The following is an 18,881-nucleotide window of genomic DNA, read 5'->3' as shown; positions in this document are numbered from 1 at the left end:
AGTATGAACTGGGATTTCTACATTAAAAGCTATCAGTCTTATCTTAAAATAGAAAGAGGCTTATCAAAGAATACAATTACAAACTATTCTTTTGATATGGAACGATTGTGTTTGTTTCTTTCAGATAATAATATAGAAGTTTCTCCTCTAAAAATTAACGAAGAAACAATTCAGCAGTTTATTTATACGATTTCCAGTCAGGTTAACGCGCGTTCACAAGCCCGAATCATTTCGGGATTAAAAAGCTTTTTTAGTTATCTGATTTTTGAAGATTATAGAAAAGATAATCCGATGGAGTTGATTGAATCTCCTAAAACAGCACGAAAGTTACCTGATACCTTAGCTGTTGAAGAAATAGATGCATTAATTGCAGCAATTGATTTAAGTACTAATGAAGGTGAGCGGAACAAAGCAATGTTAGAAACATTGTATAGCTGTGGACTTCGGGTATCAGAATTAGTTGCTCTTAAAATTTCCGATTTGTTTTTTGATGAAGGTTTTATCAAAATAACAGGAAAAGGAAATAAAGAACGGTTTGTGCCCATTGCTAATCAGACCCAAAACTATATTCTTATTTATAAAAATAATGTCAGGACTGAGGTCCCTGTTAAAAAAGAGTTTACGGATACGTTATTTTTAAATAGAAGAGGAGGACAGTTGACCCGTGCAATGGTTTTTACTATTATAAAAAATCTGGCGTCCAAAATTGGTCTGAAAAAGAAAATAAGTCCGCATACTTTCAGACATTCTTTTGCAACACATTTATTAGAAAACGGTGCCGATTTACGCTCTATTCAATTGATGCTGGGGCATGAATCCATAACTACTACCGAAATATATTTACATCTGGACAGAACTTTTTTAACCGAAGTGATGAATAATTTTCATCCAAGGAAAACGAAGTAAATACCATAATCGATTGTAAAAAAAAAAAATCCAAATCCCAATTATGATAATTGAAATTTGGATTTTGTTCTGTCTCCCTTAGAGAGGGCTGGAGTGAGTATTATTTCGCAATATTCACCGCTCTTGTTTCTCTGATTACAGTCACTTTTACCTGACCCGGATAAGTCATTTCAGTTTGGATTTTTTGAGAAATTTCAAATGATAAAGTAGCTGCATTGTCATCAGAAACTTTTTCACTTTCTACAATCACACGTAATTCTCTACCTGCCTGAATGGCATAAGCATTTTTAACTCCGTTGAATCCGTAAGCTACTTCTTCAAGATCTTTTAAACGCTGAATATAAGAATCTAAAACCTGTCTTCTTGCTCCTGGTCTTGCTCCTGAGATAGCATCACACACCTGAATAATCGGAGATAATAATGATTTCATTTCAATCTCGTCGTGGTGTGCACCAATGGCATTACAAACTTCTTCTTTTTCACCATATTTCTCAGCCCATTGCATTCCTAATAAGGCGTGAGGTAAATCACTTTCAGTATCCGGAACTTTTCCAATATCGTGTAATAAACCGGCTCTTTTAGCTAATTTAACGTTCAATCCTAATTCAGCAGCCATTAATCCACAAAGTTTAGAAACTTCACGGGAGTGTTGCAATAAGTTTTGTCCGTAAGAAGAACGATATTTCATGCGTCCTACTACTTTTATTAATTCTGGGTGTAAACCGTGAATTCCTAAATCAATAACCGTACGTTTACCTACTTCGATGATTTCGTCGTCAATTTGTTTGGCTGTTTTAGCGACTACCTCTTCAATACGTGCCGGGTGGATACGTCCGTCAGTTACTAATTTGTGTAAAGACAAACGGGCAATTTCCCTTCTTACAGGGTCAAAACAGGAAAGAATAATCGCTTCCGGAGTATCGTCAACAATAATTTCAACACCTGTTGCAGCTTCAAGAGCACGAATGTTTCTTCCTTCACGGCCAATGATTCTACCTTTTACATCATCCGATTCAATGTTAAATACTGAAACGCAGTTCTCTACCGCTTCTTCAGTACCTACACGTTGAATAGTGTTGATAATTATTTTTTTGGCTTCTTGTTGTGCGGTTAATTTTGCCTCTTCAATAGTATCCTGAATATGAGACATTGCTTTAGTTTTAGCTTCGGCTTTTAAACCTTCTACTAATTGTTCTTTAGCTTCTTCGGCAGATAATCCTGAAATTAATTCCAGTTGTTGCAACTGGCTTTTATGCAGTTTGTCAACTTCAGCTTGTTTTTTGTCTAAAACTTCGATTTTTGCTTCAAATTCAGCTGTTTTTTTCTCAAAATCGTCGTTTATTTTTTTAGCTTTCGATAATTCATTAGAAATTTGAGACTCTTTGTCTCTGGTTCTTTTTTCTACTTCGGCTACTTTTTTATCACGAGCCAGTATCACTTGTTCGTGTTCTGATTTTAATTCGATAAATTTCTCTTTGGCCTGAAGAATTTTGTCTTTCTTTATGTTTTCAGCCTCCAGATTGGCATCCTTTAAGATAGAAGCGGCTTCTTTTTTAGCGTTTTTGATAAGGTTAGAAATGTTGCTTTTTTCTATGAATTTAGCAATGCCGAAACCTATTGCAATACCTATAATTCCCGAAATAATAATCGTTAATATGTCCATGTGTGTTTAAAAATTTATATATAAAAAAAGCCTACATTAGTTGTTTGTATAAACTCGTAAAGACAAGTTTTGAGCTAACTCGTTGTTCAAGCTTCCAAACTGAATTGGCTTGCTATAGTAACGATGATTCGCTCATTCTAAATTGTTAGTGTTGAGTTTACCAAATTGTGAACTAATGTAGGCAGTATCTTAGTTGTTAAAGAACGTGTTTTTTTAGAGATTTTCGTCTAAAAGTGCATTAATTTTCTGAATTCTATCAATGGTTTCGTCTCCATTAATAGCATTGTCAATCTGTTTTTGTTCTACTTGCGATGCAAATTGCAAAGCACACATAGCTAAAACGTCTTGTTTGTCGCGAACAGCATAATTTTCTTCAAATTGCTTTATCATAGTATCAATTTTTTTAGAAGCACTTCTAAGTCCTTCTTCCTGAGACGGATCCACTGTTAGCGGATAAACCCGGTCTGCAATTGATATTTTAATTTTAAGCTTTTCGTCCATTGTTTATACTAATCTGATAACTGCGCGATACAGTAATCAATTTCCCGAATTAATGAATTTATTTTAAGCTTCGTATCTCTTTTGTTTTCGTCACTGCCTAATAATGAATTGGCAATTTTAAGTGTTTCATACTGTGCTTTTAAGGCTTCAATTTCCTGTGATTGCGTTTGTATGACCTGAGCAGCTTTATTTAATTCGATAGTTAAATCCTGATTGTTTTTTTCTAACTTTTTTAATTTTAGAATAAGCTTTTCAACTTTATTTTCAAGAGTATCAATTATTTCTGCAATTACACTCATTATTAATCCTATTCATTACTTAATATTACAAATTTAGTATTAGTTTTTATTATTACAATATTTTATCGCTTTTTTTATTAAATAATAATCAAAATGTTGTATTGTAAATGGTTACAAAAAAACTTTTTTTATAAAGCATTCCTAATTACTTTTTTTATCTTAGCAAAAACGACACGCATGAGATTATTTATTTTCTTTCTATTGATTTCTAGGGCAGTTATAGCTCAAAATACTTATCCAAAAGATTATTTTCAGGCTCCATTGGATATTCCTATGCAGTTATCGGGGAATTTTGGGGAGTTAAGGCCGAATCATTTTCATGCCGGTTTTGATTTTAGAACCTTACAAAAAGAAGGTTTAGAGGTTCATGCTGCCGCTGATGGCTATGTATCCCGTATTAAAATTTCGCCTTTTGGAAACGGAAAAGCAATTTATATCAACCATCCTAATGGTTTTACAACAGTGTATTGTCATTTGCAAAATGCTACCGGCGCCATTGCTGATTATATTAAAAAAGCACAATACAAAGAGCAGTCTTTTGAGGTTGAAATGTTTCCAAAGGCGAATGAATTAGTAGTTAAAAAAGGACAGCTTATTGCACTTTCAGGAAATACCGGTTCCTCTCAGGGACCTCATTTGCATTTTGAATTTAGGGATACAAAAACTGAAAAAATTATTAACCCAATGTTATTTGGCTTTGATAAAAATTTTAAAGACACTAAAAAACCTATAATTTCAGCGCTGTATGTTTATCCTGTAGGTGGAGCGACCGTTAATAAGTCCAAACGTCCTTTGTTGCTGAATGTCAATTTACAAAAAGACGGAACTTATCTGGCCAGTAAAGTTTTGTCGAATGGGAAAATTGGTTTCGGAATCACAGCAGATGATTATGACAACAATTCCTTCAATAAAAACGGAGTCTATAAAGTACAGTCTTATCTGAATGGAAAAGCTGTTTTTGGTTATCAATTTGATACTTATTCTTTTGATGAAATGCGTTACATCAATGCGTTGATTGATTATTCCCGTTATAGAAAATCCTATCAAAGAGTTCAGAAGTTGTTTATGACGAATCCATTTAATTTGAGCATCATTAATACAGATGCTGATAATGGAATTGTAAAGGTATCGCCTAATATTAATTTAGTATATCGCATAGAGGTCGGTGATTTTTTTGGAAATACAACGACTATTAATATTCCGATTGGTTTTGATTCCTCCAGCCCGGTAATAGAAGAGGAAGCAATTCGATCTAATTATTTTGTAAAAGCTAAAACGGATAATATTTTTTCTAAAGATAATATCACAGTTACTTTTCCGGCAAAGACTTTTTATGAGGATTTTGCAATGAATTTTGCAGTTAACGGAAACGTTTTAACACTTCATGATGATTCGGTTCCGGTGCATTCCAGTTTTGAGATTGCTATAGAAAATGATAAATATACCGAAGAGCAAAAAAGTAAAGTATATATTGCTGATGTAAGTTCCAATGGAAAATTAGGCTATAATTCAACTGTAGTAAAAGGGAGTGTTTATACTGCCAGAGTGCGATCTTTAGGGAAATATACCTTGGGAATAGATACGAGCAAACCTACAATTGCAATTGCTAAATCTATAGAAGGTCGCTGGTTGAGTAATGAAAAAAAGATTCAGCTCACGATTAGCGATACCGGATCAGGAATAAAAACCTATAATGGGTATTTAAACGGCAATTGGATTTTATTCGAATATGATACTAAAACCCGAAAAATAACTCATTATTTTGAGGATGCATTGGTAGCAGAAGGTGCTAATGATTTAAAAGTTGTCGTAACCGATCAGGTGGGAAATTCAACTACTTTTGAGACTCGTTTTTTTAGAAGTCAAAAATAATACTGTCCTACTTTGAATATAAGTAAACTAAGCTACGTTTTTATTGTTTTTTTGATTAGTTTTTCTTCTTTGGCACAACTGGTCAGAGTAAGAGGGACACTACTTGATACCGAAAACAGACCTGTGAATAATGCGAATATTTCATTTTCAGGACATACAACCCAGTCTAATGCTAAAGGGAATTATGTGATTAAAGTTCCTGTAAATAAAAAAATAAATTTATTATTTAGCCATGTAACCTATAAAAAAACGACCATTTCTCTGCTGTTAAAAAGTACTTCAGATTACGAATTGAATTTGATAATGAAGGAAAATGAGGAGCAAATAGGTGAGATTGTGGTATCCAGAGACAACAAGAGTCAGATAGAAGGAATTACCACTATCCCGGCGGCTATGATACAGAAAATCCCCGGAGCTAATGCCGGAATAGAAAATGTTTTGAAAACCTTGGCTGGGGTGAATTCTAATAATGAATTGAGTACTCAATATTCAGTAAGAGGTGGAAATTATGATGAGAATTTAGTTTATGTGAATGAAATTGAAATTTACCGTCCCTTTTTAATTCGTTCCGGTCAACAGGAAGGTTTGAGTTTTACCAATACGGATCTGGTTCAGAATGTTAGTTTTTCGGCTGGAGGATTTCAGGCTAAATATGGTGATAAACTATCTTCTGTTTTAGATATCACTTACCGTAATCCTACTCAATTTGCGGCAGCTATGGAGGTGAGTTTACTTGGCGGAAGCCTTGCTGTTGATGCGGTTTCAAAAAATAAAAAATGGAGTTCGGTTACCGGAGTTCGTTACAGGAATAATAGTCTTTTTGTTAATAGTCAGGATACAGAAACTAATTATACACCTTCTTTTGTAGATGTTCAGACGAATGTGAATTATAAGGCTTCCGCCAAATGGCAGTGGAGTTTTTTAGGTACTATTTCGCAAAACAAATATGATTATCAGCCTTTAATACGAAAAACCAGATTTGGCACCATTGATAAACCGATGGTACTAACCGTGTTTTATGACGGACAGGAAAGGGATAAATACAAGACCTATTTTGGCGCTTTAAAAAGTACTTATCAGCTTTCTGATAAATTAAAATTCAAGTTCATTACTTCTGTTTTTCATACTTTGGAACAAGAATATTTTGATATTCTGGCACAATATCGTTTAGGGGAAAACGAAACTACTATTGGAACAGAAACCTATGAAGATGTTTCTTATACAAACGGAATTGGCACTCAATTGAATCATGCACGAAACGATCTGGATGCTTTAATTGTAAATGCTGAAGTAAAAGGATTTTATAACTGGAAAGAAAATGATTTAGAATTTGGAGCCAAATACACCCGTGAATCCATAAGGGACAGGGTAGCAGAGTGGGAAGTAATTGATTCGGCAGGATTTTCAATTAATCCGCCTATTCTTGACTTTTCCCGCGATGACCAGCCGGGGGTCTCTTATACAGGACCTTTAGCTCCATATCGAAGTGTTTTTGCTACTAATTATAACACCATTAATCGGTTTTCAGCTTATGTGCAGTGGAATGCAAAATCGAATTTAGAAAAAGCACAACTTTGGTACACAGCGGGAATCAGAATGCAAAATTGGAGTGTTTCCGGAACGAATTCTTCGGGGAATTCACAAACCGTTTTTAGCCCCAGAGCACAATTGGCACTAAAACCGGATTGGGAGAAAGATATGATTTTTAGAATTTCGGGTGGTTATTATTATCAGCCACCATTTTACAGAGAATTAAGAGATGCAAGCGGAGCTGTTCAGGAGAATGTAAAAGCACAGCAGTCAGTGCAAATAGTTTTAGGGAGCGATTATAATTTTAAAATGTGGCAACGTCCTTTTAAACTGGTTTCCGAATTGTATTATAAAGCACTTAGTGATGTCAATACGTACACTATTGAGAATGTCAGAATCCGTTATGCTGCTACTAATAATGCCAAAGCTTTTGCACAAGGGCTCGACTTGCGACTGAATGGAGAATTTGTTCCGGGAACAGAATCCTGGGTTAGTTTTGGGTATCTTAAAACAGAAGAAAATAGTGCTGACAGAGGATTTATTGCAAGACCTACGGATCAAAGACTGAAATTTGGGATTTTGTTTCAGGATTACATGCCTGCTATTCCGGGTATGAAATTGTATTTAAATTTAGTTTACAATACCGGTTTGCCCGGAGGATCTCCATCTTATGCAGATGCCTATAGTTATCAAAACAGGTTAAATGACTATCGTAGGGTTGATGTTGGTTTTTCGAAGGTGTTGATTGATGCCAATTCGAAAAAAATAAAAAAAAGCTGGTTAGAGAATTTTAAAGAACTGGCCATTGGTCTGGAAATATTTAATTTGTTTAACAATCAAAATGCTATTACCAATACATGGGTACGGGATGTGTATTCGAAAAATGAATATGCTGTTCCTAATTATATGACTACAAGAATCTTTAATGTGAAGTTGAATGCTAAATTGTAATAAACAGTTCCTTTTTGGAGTTTTAATTTCATAAGATTAAGTCATAAATTAAGTTTAAAAAATCAAAACCGTTTTTAAAAATCATTACATTTGAAAATATTTAAATATCGCATTCGTATGAAAACAGTGTCTATAGCCTTAATGAATATTGCAGTTTTACTTTTAGTAAGTTGTAAAAAAGAAGTAGAAAAACCAAAAGTGATATATAATTCTACTAATGATAAATCTGTTGCTAAGGTAGATTCCAGTCAGATTTCGATTGCTGATTTGCCGATTCAAATGGAAGGAACGCACTATTTAATTCATCCGGTGGGAGATTTAAGAGTTTATGAGCGGGGGACTAAAGCCAGATACGGTTCGTCAAGCGTAATTGATTTAAGTTTTACTATTTCTAATCTGGGAGACGAAGAAGTTACGGGGTATTTGCAAAATTTAAAATTTCAAAAAATAGATTCTGATTCAATCAAGGCGTTAACAGATAAGCCGGCTTTGATTTTGACTGCTACTTATTTAAAAGGAATTGCTGATAAGACGAATAATCAGATTTTAGTGTATACTATGTATGATCTGGATACCAACAGAGATGGTAAATTAGATACCAGTGATATCAAAGCTCTTTATTTAAGCGATATTAGCGGAGAAAGGTTTATAAAGATTTCTGCTAATTTTGAAGAGTTAATTGACTGGAGTCTGATTGAGTCAAAAAATCGTTTGTATTACAGAACCGTTGAGGATACTAATAAAAACGGTCAGTTTGATAAAAATGATGTCGTGCATTACAACTACATCAATCTTTTAGATGCTAATTGGGAAGCAAAAAGTTATGATCCTATATAAGGATATCACTTTCTAAATCGGATTTTTCAATTTTAAAATCAAAACCTAATTCTTTTACTAATTGAATTACAAGATTCTTATACCAGTTTTCTGATTTGGGATGGATGTAGATTTTTTCAATCAGTTGACTGATGTCTACATTTATTTTTAATCCATCATTTAATGTGATTTTGCTGTCAGTAACGTCGCTTATAATTCGTACTTCGCGCTCGTATTGAAAACTTTTTCTCTTGAACAAAAAGGGAAAAAAGAAATCATCAAAAGGAATGTATTCTTTTTTATAGTCAATATATTTTACCTCGCCTATATATTGTTTAAAATTGTTCTCCGGATTTAACGCCTTTTGTAATCGGCCAATAGTAGACTGAATAGCAAGTCCTTCACTATTTTGCGTAAATATTTGCCACATAGCAAATGATTCGTATTCATTGATATGCCAGCTGCTGATGGCTACTTTTTCCCTGTGAATTTTATAATTATTGATAAAACCGGGATTATCAATCGCTAGTTTTTTAATTTCTTCATAAGTAGGCTCGCTAAAAGTGCCTTCGTACTGATCCTCAAATTTGTCAGAACGAGACATGAATAGTTTTTTAGAAAGCAATAAATCCAGAAATTTTGACAAATCTAAATATTTCCAAACCACAGTGTCTGGGTCTTCCGGAAGCGTGATATTTAAATTATTGTGGTACATTTTTTAGATTTAATTTTAGTACTATAAAGGTATTATTCGTTTTGTAATCTAAAATGTAATGATGTTAAATTATAATTATTATTCAAATGATTGCATCATGACTAGTTTGTTGTAAGTGCCATTTAATGCAATTAGTTCTTCATGTGTACCTTGTTCCACAATTTTACCTTTTTGCATTACAATAATGCTATTTGCTTTTTGAATGGTAGAAAGACGGTGTGCAATAACAATGGAAGTTCTGTTTTGCATCATGTTTTCCAGTGCGACCTGTACAAATTTTTCGCTTTCAGTATCTAATGCCGAAGTAGCTTCGTCTAGAATCATAATCGGAGGATTTTTCAAAACAGCTCTTGCAATAGACAAACGTTGTTTTTGTCCGCCAGAAAGTTTGTTTCCGCTATCGCCTACATTAGAGTGGATTCCCTCGGGTAAATCTTTTACAAACTCGTAGGCATTGGCAATTTTTAAAGCTTCAATAACCTCTTCGTCTGTGGCATCTGGTTTTCCTAAAGCAATATTGGCTTTGATGGTATCATTAAATAAGATAGAATCCTGAGTCACTAATCCCATTAAACCGCGAAGTGATTTTAGTTTAATATCTTTAATATCCAGCCCATCCATCGTTATTTTACCTTCATTGACATCGTAAAAACGGGTTAATAAATTGGCAATGGTACTTTTTCCGGAACCGGATTGTCCTACCAGTGCAATTGTTTTTCCTTTAGGTATTTCTAATGTGAAATTATCAAGGACATTTTCTTTTTTATATCTAAAATTGATGTTTTCTAATCGAATAGAAGTAGTAAAAGTTTCTTTGTCAACAGCATTGGGTTTATCAACGATAGGATTCTCCTGATCCATTAAAGTGAAAACTCTTTCTGCAGCGGCTAACCCTGATTTGACCTGATAAGAAGCTTTAGAAACTGCTTTTGCAGGAGTTAAAATAGTGTATGCAAGTGCTATATAAGTAATAAAAGTTGCCGAAGTAATAGATTGGTCTTCAACTACAAGCTGGGCTCCAAACCATAATAAGACTGCAATAGTAACAATACCCAGGAACTCACTCATTGGAGAAGCTAAATTGTTTTTGTTTCCAATGCTGTTAGAAAGATGTAAAAGACGATTAATCGAACTGTTGAATTTGTCAATAAAAGATTCCTCAGCATTGTATCCTTTTACTACTTTTAATCCGCCCAGGGTTTCATCTAAAATAGAAATAAAAATACCGTTTTCATTCTGTGCTTTTATCGATTTAGATTTTAGATTTTTTCCAATCCTTGAAATGATAATTCCGGCCACCGGAATAAATACTAAAACAAAAAGAGAGAGTTTCGGGCTTATAATAAACATGGTTACTATTGAAAAAATGATAGTCAGGGGTTCTCTGACAACCAATTCTAAAACCTGAAAAAAAGAATTTTGAACATCATTTATATCCCCTAACATACGAGCCATTACGTCTCCTTTTCTTTTTTCAGAATAGTAGGATACCGGTAAATTAATGATTTTTAAATATAATTTTTTTCTTAAATCTCTAAGAACACCTGTTCTCAAACGGGTGACGTGATAAGATGCAAAGTAATTACTGATGTTTTTTAATAAAGCAGTTACAATAATAATTGAAATAACAAATAACAACATGATTTTAAAACCATAAACATCTGTAAGCGTTGTCATTTTGTAATTCAGGAAATCCCCAGTGTAGTTTTTTATATTTCCAATTCCTTCGTATTTGGGTGCTGTATATATTTTTTCATCAATCCCAAAAAGTACATTTAGGGTAGGAATCATAGATACCATCAGCAAAGTAGAAAACAATGCGTAGAATATATTAAAAAACACATTTAAATAAATGTGTTTTTTATAATTTGAAACAAAAGGAATTAGCTTTTTTATGTTAACATCCATTATTTTAATTGCATTTCTGAGATTATGGAAGCAATTTTTTGATCTAAATAAGTTTCTACTTCGTTAAAGTTTTCTACAGCATCTAATTCCGTGTTAACACTAATGTAGAATTTAATTTTAGGCTCCGTTCCACTTGGTCTGGCGCAAATTTTAGAACCGTCTTCCGTATAATAAATCAATACATTAGATTTAGGCATATCAATTGGAGATTCTTCTCCGTCTAATAAATTTTTAGCCACTGATGATTGGTAATCTTCAACCATTACTACACGTTGTCCGTTGATTTCTTTTAGTGGGTTTTCTCTCAGGTCAATCATCATCTGGTTGATTTCCTGTAAGCCTTCCATTCCTTTTTTAGTTAAGGAAACCAGGTATTCTTTGTATAATCCGTGTTCCACGTATAATTGCAGTAGTTCTTTGTAAACAGTGCTTCCATTGGCTTTAGCCTGAGCTGCAATTTCACAAATTAACAGTGTGGCAGCAACAGCATCTTTATCGCGAACGGCATCACCTACCATATATCCAAAGCTTTCTTCACCACCACCAATGAATTCCAGTTCCGGGAAATCCTTAATCATTTTGGCAATCCATTTAAAGCCGGTTAAACCTACTTTAAATCCTACACCATAAGCCGAAGCTAATTCCATAATCATAGGAGTAGAAACAATGGTGGAGCCTACAAATTGTTTTCCGTTGATTTTACCTGCTTTTTTCCATTTTTCTAATAGAAAAGCAGTCATCAAAATCATGGTTTGGTTTCCGTTTAACAAAGTCATTTTTCCTTCGTTGTTTCTCACGGCAATTCCTAAACGGTCACAGTCAGGATCAGTACCAATAACGATATCAGCATTAGTTTTATCGGCTAAAGCCAAGGCTAAAGTCAAGGCTTCCGGTTCTTCAGGATTTGGTGATTTTACAGTTGGGAAATCTCCGTTTGGAACTGCTTGTTCTTCAACAATATGTACGTTTTTGTAGCCTGCTTGCGCAAAAGTTTCAGGAACTGCTGTAATTGAAGTTCCGTGCAGTGAAGTAAAAACAATATTCAGATTGTCTTTTGCTTCAGCAGGAGTATTAAAACTGGCATTTTCAATAGTTGATTTTATAAAAGCCTGATCTACTTCCTGATCAATATATTCGATCAAATCTTCGTTAGCATCAAATTTGATTTCGCTGTAATTTAATTTTTCGATAGCATTTATAATGGCTGCATCTTCCGGAGGAACAATTTGACCACCATCTTCCCAGTACACTTTATAACCGTTGTATTCCGGTGGATTGTGGGAAGCGGTAAGTACAATTCCGCATTGGCAACCTAAATATCTTAAAGCAAAAGACAATTCCGGTGTAGGTCTTAAATCAGAAAACAAGTAAACCTGAATTCCATTAGCCGAGAAAACATCAGCAACAACTTTTGCTAATGATTTACTGTTGTGGCGGCAATCAAAAGCAATAACAGCTTTGATAGGCTGATCAGGAAAAACAGAATGAAGGTAATTAGAAAGTCCCTGTGTGCTTTTTCCCAGTGTGTATTTATTAATTCGGTTGTTCCCAACTCCCATAATCCCACGCATTCCACCCGTTCCAAATTCCAGGTTTTTGTAAAAGCTTTCTTCAAGTTCTTTAGGAGAATCCGCTATTAATTTATTAAGAGCTTCCTGAGTTGTGGTGTCAAATACTGGGCTTTGCCATTCACTAACTGCGTCTAAAATGTTTTGTTTAATTTCCATTTTTGTAACGTTTTACGGTTATAGTTTTTATATTTTGTTGATGTTGTTTTTAGTTTTTGATATGCATTTTTTTAAACAACTAAGCTATTTCGAAATATAGTAAATAATATGGATTTTATTGGCTTAAAGAATGAAAATTAATTTAGAAAAAATTTATTTCATTTGAAATTTTATATCGCTCTTCATTGTTCTTCGTTCGTAAAATAATTTCACCCAGAAAACCGGCTAAAAATAATTGTGTTCCTAAGATCATCGTGGTTAAAGCAATGAAAAACCAAGGGTTGTTAGTCACTAAATTATACGGCATATTATTGTACATATTGTATAGTTTAGAAATTCCAATATAGGCGGTTGATAAAAATCCAATAATGAACATCAGTGAACCAATGGCTCCAAATAAGTGCATAGGTCTTTTTCCAAATCGGGATAAGAACCAAATGGTAATTAAATCCAGAAAACCGTTGATAAAACGTTCCATTCCAAACTTAGTTTCTCCATATTTTCTGGCCTGGTGTTGTACCACTTTTTCACCAATTTTTCCAAAACCGGCATTTTTTGCCAAAACCGGAATGTAACGGTGCATTTCACCCGAAACTTCAATGTTTTTTACTACAATATTGCGATAAGCTTTTAATCCGCAATTAAAATCATTCAGTTCTACTCCCGAAGTTTTTCGGGCAGCCCAATTGAATAATTTTGAAGGAAGGTTTTTAGCTACTACTGAATCGTACCGTTTCTTTTTCCATCCGGATACCAAATCAAAATTTTCATTGGTAATCATCTGGTACAATCCCGGAATTTCTTCAGGGCTGTCTTGTAAGTCAGCATCCATGGTGATGATTACATCGCCTTGAGCCTTAGCAAAACCAGCATGTAAAGCCTGTGATTTTCCAAAATTTTTCATGAACCGAATCCCTTTAACATGAGTGTTCTGGGCTGCAAATCCTTGGATAATAGACCATGATTTATCAGAGCTTCCATCATCCAGAAATATAATTTCGTAGGAATAATGGTGTTCTTGCATTACTTTTATAATCCAGGTGTAAAGTTCCTTAAGGGATTCTTCTTCGTTAAGAAGGGGAATTAATATAGATAGATTCATCGATTTTTATTCTTGTGATGAGGGTTTGCTTTTAAAGAAAGCAGCCATAATTAAACCAAAAATGGTGCAGAAAACAATATTTGATAAGGAGCCTTTTAATAATCCTGCAATTGAAAACTGATCGTTTTCCTTTAAATCAGCAACGGCTTTATTAATGGTTGCAGCAGGAGCGTTAAACTTCTCCATTGCAGAAATCATGTATTTAACAGTGAGTTCTTTAATAGTATCTTTGGCAGCGGGATCAACAAAATTGAATAGTATAATGTTGAAAACAACTGATATTGCAATTCCTATTAAAGCCGAAATAAAATAAGTGGTAAATGCATCTTTAAAAGTAAAAGGACCCGGAAATTCTTTTTTTGTCTTACTTAATAGTACAATGGCAATGATAAGATATATAGCTAAATTAGAAACGCCAACCCAGGCTGAGGTAAATAAATTTAAATCAATAGAGTAAATTAAAGCAGTAATTAAAACAGTAGTTAATCCGGTGATAATTCCAAAAGTAACTCCATTTTTTTTGATAGTTTCATGAATCATTTTAAAAAGCTTTTAATTAAGCAACAAATATAGTAATTCCCTGTATATTGATGAGTAAAAAACTGTTTTTAGGTATTTATATAAAAAAAAGAAATAAACATTTGTTTATTGAAAAATAATTGTATTTTTGCATCCTCAAAATTAATATAAAATAAAAAGTTATAATTAGTTTATACCTTTTCTGTTAAAGGAAAAGCTTCAAAATTAAGTTATAGCCAAACAAATAAAAAAGATTCAAGATGAAAAAAGGTGTACACCCGGAAAATTACAGATTAGTTGCTTTTAAAGACATGTCAAATGACGACGTTTTTATTACTAAATCTACTGCAGATACTAAAGAGACAATTACAGTTGATGGTGTTGAATACCCAGTTGTAAAAATGGAGATCTCCAGAACTTCTCACCCTTTTTACACTGGAAAAAGCAAACTTATCGATACTGCAGGACGTATTGATAAATTCAAAACTAAATATGCTAAACATATTAAATAATTTTAATTTGTTTCTAAATAAACTAAGCCTTCCTTTTCGGGAGGCTTTTTTATTTTTATCTATTTGAAAACTTTGTAACTTTGGATCGTATTTAGAAAAAAATACAATTAATAAATTGACAACTTTATGAATTATATACTTTTTGATGGACCCGCCCGTAATGCTTTGCTGCCCTTTACTTTTACGCGTCCAGTAGCTGATATTCTTATTGGAATATTAACAATTCGTCAAAAATGGGAAAAATATTTAGGTTCGACCATTACAACTCTCACAGAGGAATATTTGTCTGATAAATATCCAATGGTGGAATTAGAAGAAAATGTGATGATTAATGCTTCCTTTCTTCCTAACGAAGTTTTAGCAGAAATGGTTTCGAATTTAGAACCCAATCAGGCTATATTTAAAGGAGAAGAAGTAATTGCTTTTTTTACCAATGACAGTCAGGAAGAAGTTGATTTTGATTCTTATGAAATTATTGAGTACAATGAGGAGTGCCTGACGGTAACAAATACCTGGGATATTTTTTCTAAAAATAATGCCGCTATTCGGGAAGATTTTGAATTTTTAACAGAAGACAGAAAATCGCAACCCATTCCTAAAAGTGTGAATGTTATTGCACCGGAGAATATTTTTATTGAAGAAGGAGCTCAGTTAGAATTTGTGACTTTAAATGCTTCAACCGGTCCTATTTATATTGGGAAAGATACTTTAATAATGGAAGGCACCATGATTCGCGGTCCTTTTGCGCTTTGTGAAGGTGCTGTGGTTAAAATGGGGGCTAAAATTTATGGCGCTACCACGGTAGGAATGTATTCTAAAGTAGGAGGAGAGATTAATAATTCGGTGTTATTTAATTATTCGAATAAAGGACATGAAGGGTTTTTAGGAAATTCGGTTTTAGGCGAATGGTGTAATATTGGAGCAGACAGTAATAATTCAAATTTGAAAAACAATTATGAAGAAGTGCGTTTGTGGAGTTATGAAACCGAAGGATTTGCTAAAACTGGTTTGCAGTTTTGTGGTTTGATGATGGGTGATCACAGTAAATGCGGAATCAATACAATGTTTAATACAGGAACTGTAGTGGGAGTGAGTTCTAATATTTTCGGAACTGGGTTTCCTCGTAATTTTGTTCCTAGTTTTTCTTGGGGAGGTGCCGCAGGTTTTACCACTTATCTGACTAAGAAAGCTTTTGATACCGCTAAATTAGTAATGGGCAGAAGAAATATTGAGTTTGATGAAAAAGAAACTGCAATTTTAGAACATGTTTTTGAAGTAACTAAAAAATGGAGAAAAGAATAATCTGTATCCTTTTTTATTCAGTAGATTTTATTAAAAATGCTTTGTTTGTAGTGAACAAAGCATTTTTATTTTAAGACTATTTTTTGTTATTTATTGTAAAAATGTTTGATAAATGGATGTTTTGTTGTTTTTTTGATGATAAATTAATACTTAATAATGATATGGAAGAATTTGTAGGGATGTTAAATGATGTCATCTGGAGTAATGGCTTAATCATTTTGTGTTTGGGTACAGGACTTTATTTTTCAATACGAACTCGTTTTCTGCAAATACGGTACATTAAAGAAATGTGGCGCCTTCTATTTGATGGCGAAAGTACTGATTCCGGAGTTTCTTCCTTTCAGGCCTTAGCCATGTCTCTTGCAGGCAGAGTGGGTACAGGAAACATCGCTGGTGTGGCTACTGCAATTGCTTTTGGTGGTCCGGGTGCTATGTTCTGGATGTGGACGGTTGCTTTTTTAGGAGCCAGTACCGCTTATGTTGAAGCTACTTTGGCACAAATATATAAGGAAAAACATTTGGGAGAGTTTCGTGGAGGCCCTGCTTTTTATATAGAAAGAGGCTTAGGGGTAAAATGGTTTGCCATCTTGTTTGCGGTTGTTTCAGTGGTGTCAGCAGGTGTTTTTTTACCGGGAGTTCAGGCTAATTCTGTTGCTGAGGGAATCAATAATGCTTTTAATTTGGATACCTGGATTTCTGGTCTGGGAATGGTAATTATGTTTGGTGCTATTGTTTTTGGAGGAGTAAAAAGGATTGCAAAATTCACGGAATATGTCGTTCCTTTTATGGCTATTGGTTATATTATTTTAGCATTAATAATAATTGCAGTTAATTTTGATCAGTTAGCAGGAGTGATCGCTTTGGTTTTCAAAAGCGCTTTTAATATGGAAGCGGGTTTTGGAGCTGTTTTTGGTCTGGCAATTCAATGGGGTGTGAAAAGAGGTATTTATTCTAACGAAGCGGGACAGGGAACAGCGCCACATATTGCTGCTGCTGCTAATGTTTCGCATCCTGTAAAACAAGGTTTGGTGCAGTCTTTTTCAGTTTATATTGATACTTTGTTTGTGTGTTCGGCTACGGGGTTTATGATTTTGATTACAGGAATGTATAATGTGCAGAATCCCGGTTTTGGCACAAATGGAGCATCTGAATTTTTATATCACGGGTTGAATAATGTAGCTGTAGGTCCTGCATATACTCAAAATGCAATGGATACGGTGTTTCCGGGTTTTGGATCTTACTTTGTAGCAATAGCCTTGTTTTTCTTTGCTTTTACTACTATCATCGCTTATTATTATATTGCAGAAACAAATATTTCTTATTTGACCAGAAAAATGGAATCGCCTGTTTTTTATTATGTTTTAAAAGTGGTTATGATGTTAATTATTATGTACGGCGCTTTAAATCAGGCAACTTTAGCATGGGCTATTGGTGATATAGGTGTGGGATTGATGGCATGGTTTAACATTGTGGCGATTATTCTTTTGCAAAAACCGGCTTTAAAGGCTTTGCTGGATTATGAAAAACAGAAAAAAGCAGGTAAAAATCCGGTATTTATCCCGGAAGAAATAGGGGTGACCAATGCCCATATCTGGAATACACTGAGTAAAAAGTAATAGTTCAAACAGTAAGATTTAAAATTTATGATTACTGACTTATAATATTGCCAAAATAGACGAAGATTTATAAAATAAATAATTATGCAAACAATTCGATTTATATTTTTATCTCTTTTTGCACTTTTTGGAGGAATATATTTGCTTTACATTGGGTATGTTTATTGTAATCAAGGAGAAATGATTTTTATGGCAAATAAATTACCTGTCAATTATAAATTTGAATTTAACCAAGATTTTGAAGAGCTGAATATTTCCTCTTTTGATAATGTAAAGCTAAATGGATTGTTGTTCAAAACACCAAATCCAAAAGGATTAGTGTTTTATCTTCACGGAAATGCAGGTTCGCTGGATACTTGGGGATCTATCGCTTCAAATTATACGGATTTAGGATATGATATTTTTATTTTAGATTATAGAGGATTTGGTAAAAGTGAAGGGGAAATAGAAGGACAAGATCAAATTTATCAAGATTTAAAGTTTGTTTATAGTAAACTGATAACAAAGTATGATAGAGATAAAGTTATTATAATTGGATATTCTATCGGAACTGGATTAGCAACCTATTTGGCGTCAATTGAAAATCCTAAAAAGCTAGTTCTTCAAGCTCCTTATTTTAATTTTATTGAATTTTCAAGTAGAAGAGTTCCTTTTGTTCCAGATTTTTTAAAGAAATTCAAATTTGAAACTGATGAATACATTGTAAAAGTAAAATCTCCAATTTATATTTTTCACGGGAGTAAAGACCAAATTATTTCTTATGATAATTCGATTCGATTACAAAAGCTTTTGAAGCCAACGGATAAAGTTTTTATTTTAAATAATCAGGATCATTTAGGTATGAATGAAAATTTTAATTTTAAAAAAGAATTAAAAGTGATTTTAGAATAATTATCACATTATTAAAAATTGCTCAATTCTTCAATTAATCTATCTTTGCGC

16 protein-coding genes and 1 other RNA gene are annotated in these 18,881 nt (G+C 33.5%); 8 read left to right on the top strand and 9 right to left on the bottom strand.

The window, feature by feature from the left end; all coding sequences use genetic code 11:
* Window positions 1–3 precede the first annotated feature (3 nt).
* Window positions 4–906 (top strand): site-specific tyrosine recombinase XerD, encoded by a 903-nt coding sequence (gene xerD / locus BUB89_RS10765; RefSeq protein WP_073244897.1) that lies wholly within the window; start codon window positions 4–6, stop codon window positions 904–906.
* Between the two features lie 100 nt (window positions 907–1,006).
* On the opposite strand, the gene rny is transcribed toward xerD, so the two are convergent.
* The 4 genes from rny to BUB89_RS10745 form a co-directional block, all read right to left on the bottom strand.
* A complete protein-coding gene (rny, locus tag BUB89_RS10760) occupies window positions 1,007–2,569 on the bottom strand; it encodes a ribonuclease Y (protein WP_073244895.1) in 1,563 nt (520 codons plus the stop codon).
* A gap of 50 nt (window positions 2,570–2,619) precedes the next feature.
* A non-coding RNA gene (gene ssrS / locus BUB89_RS10755) (6S RNA) lies at window positions 2,620–2,726 on the bottom strand.
* Between the two features lie 56 nt (window positions 2,727–2,782).
* Window positions 2,783–3,070, bottom strand: coding sequence for a cell division protein ZapA (locus BUB89_RS10750; RefSeq protein ID WP_035660797.1), 288 nt, complete (start codon window positions 3,068–3,070; stop codon window positions 2,783–2,785).
* 8 nt (window positions 3,071–3,078) lie between these two features.
* Window positions 3,079–3,369, bottom strand: coding sequence for a hypothetical protein (locus BUB89_RS10745; RefSeq protein ID WP_073244893.1), 291 nt, complete (start codon window positions 3,367–3,369; stop codon window positions 3,079–3,081).
* 177 nt (window positions 3,370–3,546) lie between these two features.
* Here BUB89_RS10745 and BUB89_RS10740 point away from each other — a divergent pair, with 177 nt between their 5' ends.
* The 3 genes from BUB89_RS10740 to BUB89_RS10730 all read left to right on the top strand — a co-directional run bounded on the left by BUB89_RS10740 (window position 3,547) and on the right by BUB89_RS10730 (window position 8,559).
* Entirely contained in the window at window positions 3,547–5,241 is a 1,695-nt protein-coding gene (locus BUB89_RS10740; protein WP_073244891.1) for a M23 family metallopeptidase, read from the top strand.
* Between the two features lie 12 nt (window positions 5,242–5,253).
* The gene (locus BUB89_RS10735) at window positions 5,254–7,722 is read left to right on the top strand and encodes a TonB-dependent receptor (RefSeq protein ID WP_073244889.1); all 2,469 of its coding nucleotides are present in this window, start codon (window positions 5,254–5,256) and stop codon (window positions 7,720–7,722) included.
* Between the two features lie 117 nt (window positions 7,723–7,839).
* Entirely contained in the window at window positions 7,840–8,559 is a 720-nt protein-coding gene (locus BUB89_RS10730; protein WP_073244887.1) for a hypothetical protein, read from the top strand.
* Here BUB89_RS10730 and BUB89_RS10725 read toward each other — a convergent pair.
* The 5 genes from BUB89_RS10725 to BUB89_RS10705 form a co-directional block, all read right to left on the bottom strand.
* A complete protein-coding gene (locus tag BUB89_RS10725) occupies window positions 8,552–9,253 on the bottom strand; it encodes a DUF2971 domain-containing protein (RefSeq protein ID WP_073244885.1) in 702 nt (233 codons plus the stop codon). The two genes, BUB89_RS10730 and BUB89_RS10725, sit on opposite strands and share 8 nt — an antisense overlap.
* A gap of 78 nt (window positions 9,254–9,331) precedes the next feature.
* The gene (locus BUB89_RS10720) at window positions 9,332–11,161 is read right to left on the bottom strand and encodes an ABC transporter ATP-binding protein (RefSeq protein ID WP_073244883.1); all 1,830 of its coding nucleotides are present in this window, start codon (window positions 11,159–11,161) and stop codon (window positions 9,332–9,334) included.
* Window positions 11,161–12,888, bottom strand: a complete 1,728-nt coding sequence (locus BUB89_RS10715) for a phospho-sugar mutase (protein ID WP_073244881.1) — start codon at window positions 12,886–12,888, stop codon at window positions 11,161–11,163. Before BUB89_RS10715 ends, BUB89_RS10720 begins: the two co-directional genes overlap by 1 nt.
* A gap of 142 nt (window positions 12,889–13,030) precedes the next feature.
* On the bottom strand, window positions 13,031–13,990 hold the full coding sequence (locus BUB89_RS10710; protein ID WP_073244879.1) for a glycosyltransferase family 2 protein: 960 nt from the start codon (window positions 13,988–13,990) through the stop codon (window positions 13,031–13,033).
* 6 nt (window positions 13,991–13,996) lie between these two features.
* Window positions 13,997–14,530 (bottom strand): DUF4199 domain-containing protein, encoded by a 534-nt coding sequence (locus tag BUB89_RS10705; protein ID WP_073244877.1) that lies wholly within the window; start codon window positions 14,528–14,530, stop codon window positions 13,997–13,999.
* 239 nt (window positions 14,531–14,769) lie between these two features.
* Between BUB89_RS10705 and BUB89_RS10700 the strand changes: the two genes are divergently transcribed.
* The 4 genes from BUB89_RS10700 (at window position 14,770) to BUB89_RS10685 (ending at window position 18,830) form a co-directional block, all read left to right on the top strand.
* Window positions 14,770–15,021: a type B 50S ribosomal protein L31 gene (locus BUB89_RS10700; protein ID WP_035662670.1), complete on the top strand. Its 252-nt coding sequence runs from the start codon at window positions 14,770–14,772 to the stop codon at window positions 15,019–15,021.
* Window positions 15,022–15,147: 126 nt separating this feature from the next.
* Entirely contained in the window at window positions 15,148–16,323 is a 1,176-nt protein-coding gene (locus BUB89_RS10695; protein WP_073244875.1) for a GlmU family protein, read from the top strand.
* A gap of 161 nt (window positions 16,324–16,484) precedes the next feature.
* Window positions 16,485–17,939, top strand: coding sequence for an alanine/glycine:cation symporter family protein (locus BUB89_RS10690; protein ID WP_073244953.1), 1,455 nt, complete (start codon window positions 16,485–16,487; stop codon window positions 17,937–17,939).
* A 189-nt stretch (window positions 17,940–18,128) separates the two neighbouring features.
* Window positions 18,129–18,830, top strand: a complete 702-nt coding sequence (locus BUB89_RS10685) for an alpha/beta hydrolase (protein ID WP_234982625.1) — start codon at window positions 18,129–18,131, stop codon at window positions 18,828–18,830.
* Window positions 18,831–18,881: the final 51 nt, after the last annotated feature.

Origin of the sequence: Flavobacterium flevense, from assembly GCF_900142775.1 — a bacterium.
GTDB classification, from domain to species: Bacteria; Bacteroidota; Bacteroidia; order Flavobacteriales; family Flavobacteriaceae; genus Flavobacterium; species Flavobacterium flevense.
The sequence above is the reverse complement of the archived record's forward strand: the minus strand, read 5'-3'. Positions and strand labels throughout refer to the sequence as shown.

Coding starts and splice junctions, on each gene's coding strand:
- BUB89_RS10685 (WP_234982625.1), top strand. CDS start 18,129: ATGGCAAATAAATTACCTGTCAATTATAAATTTGAATTTAACCAAGAT.
- rny (WP_073244895.1), bottom strand. CDS start 2,569: ATGGACATATTAACGATTATTATTTCGGGAATTATAGGTATTGCAATA.
- BUB89_RS10750 (WP_035660797.1), bottom strand. CDS start 3,070: ATGGACGAAAAGCTTAAAATTAAAATATCAATTGCAGACCGGGTTTAT.
- BUB89_RS10710 (WP_073244879.1), bottom strand. CDS start 13,990: ATGAATCTATCTATATTAATTCCCCTTCTTAACGAAGAAGAATCCCTT.
- BUB89_RS10725 (WP_073244885.1), bottom strand. CDS start 9,253: ATGTACCACAATAATTTAAATATCACGCTTCCGGAAGACCCAGACACT.
- BUB89_RS10715 (WP_073244881.1), bottom strand. CDS start 12,888: ATGGAAATTAAACAAAACATTTTAGACGCAGTTAGTGAATGGCAAAGC.
- BUB89_RS10740 (WP_073244891.1), top strand. CDS start 3,547: ATGAGATTATTTATTTTCTTTCTATTGATTTCTAGGGCAGTTATAGCT.
- BUB89_RS10745 (WP_073244893.1), bottom strand. CDS start 3,369: ATGAGTGTAATTGCAGAAATAATTGATACTCTTGAAAATAAAGTTGAA.
- BUB89_RS10695 (WP_073244875.1), top strand. CDS start 15,148: ATGAATTATATACTTTTTGATGGACCCGCCCGTAATGCTTTGCTGCCC.
- BUB89_RS10690 (WP_073244953.1), top strand. CDS start 16,485: ATGGAAGAATTTGTAGGGATGTTAAATGATGTCATCTGGAGTAATGGC.
- xerD (WP_073244897.1), top strand. CDS start 4: ATGAACTGGGATTTCTACATTAAAAGCTATCAGTCTTATCTTAAAATA.
- BUB89_RS10705 (WP_073244877.1), bottom strand. CDS start 14,530: ATGATTCATGAAACTATCAAAAAAAATGGAGTTACTTTTGGAATTATC.
- BUB89_RS10720 (WP_073244883.1), bottom strand. CDS start 11,161: ATGGATGTTAACATAAAAAAGCTAATTCCTTTTGTTTCAAATTATAAA.
- BUB89_RS10730 (WP_073244887.1), top strand. CDS start 7,840: ATGAAAACAGTGTCTATAGCCTTAATGAATATTGCAGTTTTACTTTTA.
- BUB89_RS10700 (WP_035662670.1), top strand. CDS start 14,770: ATGAAAAAAGGTGTACACCCGGAAAATTACAGATTAGTTGCTTTTAAA.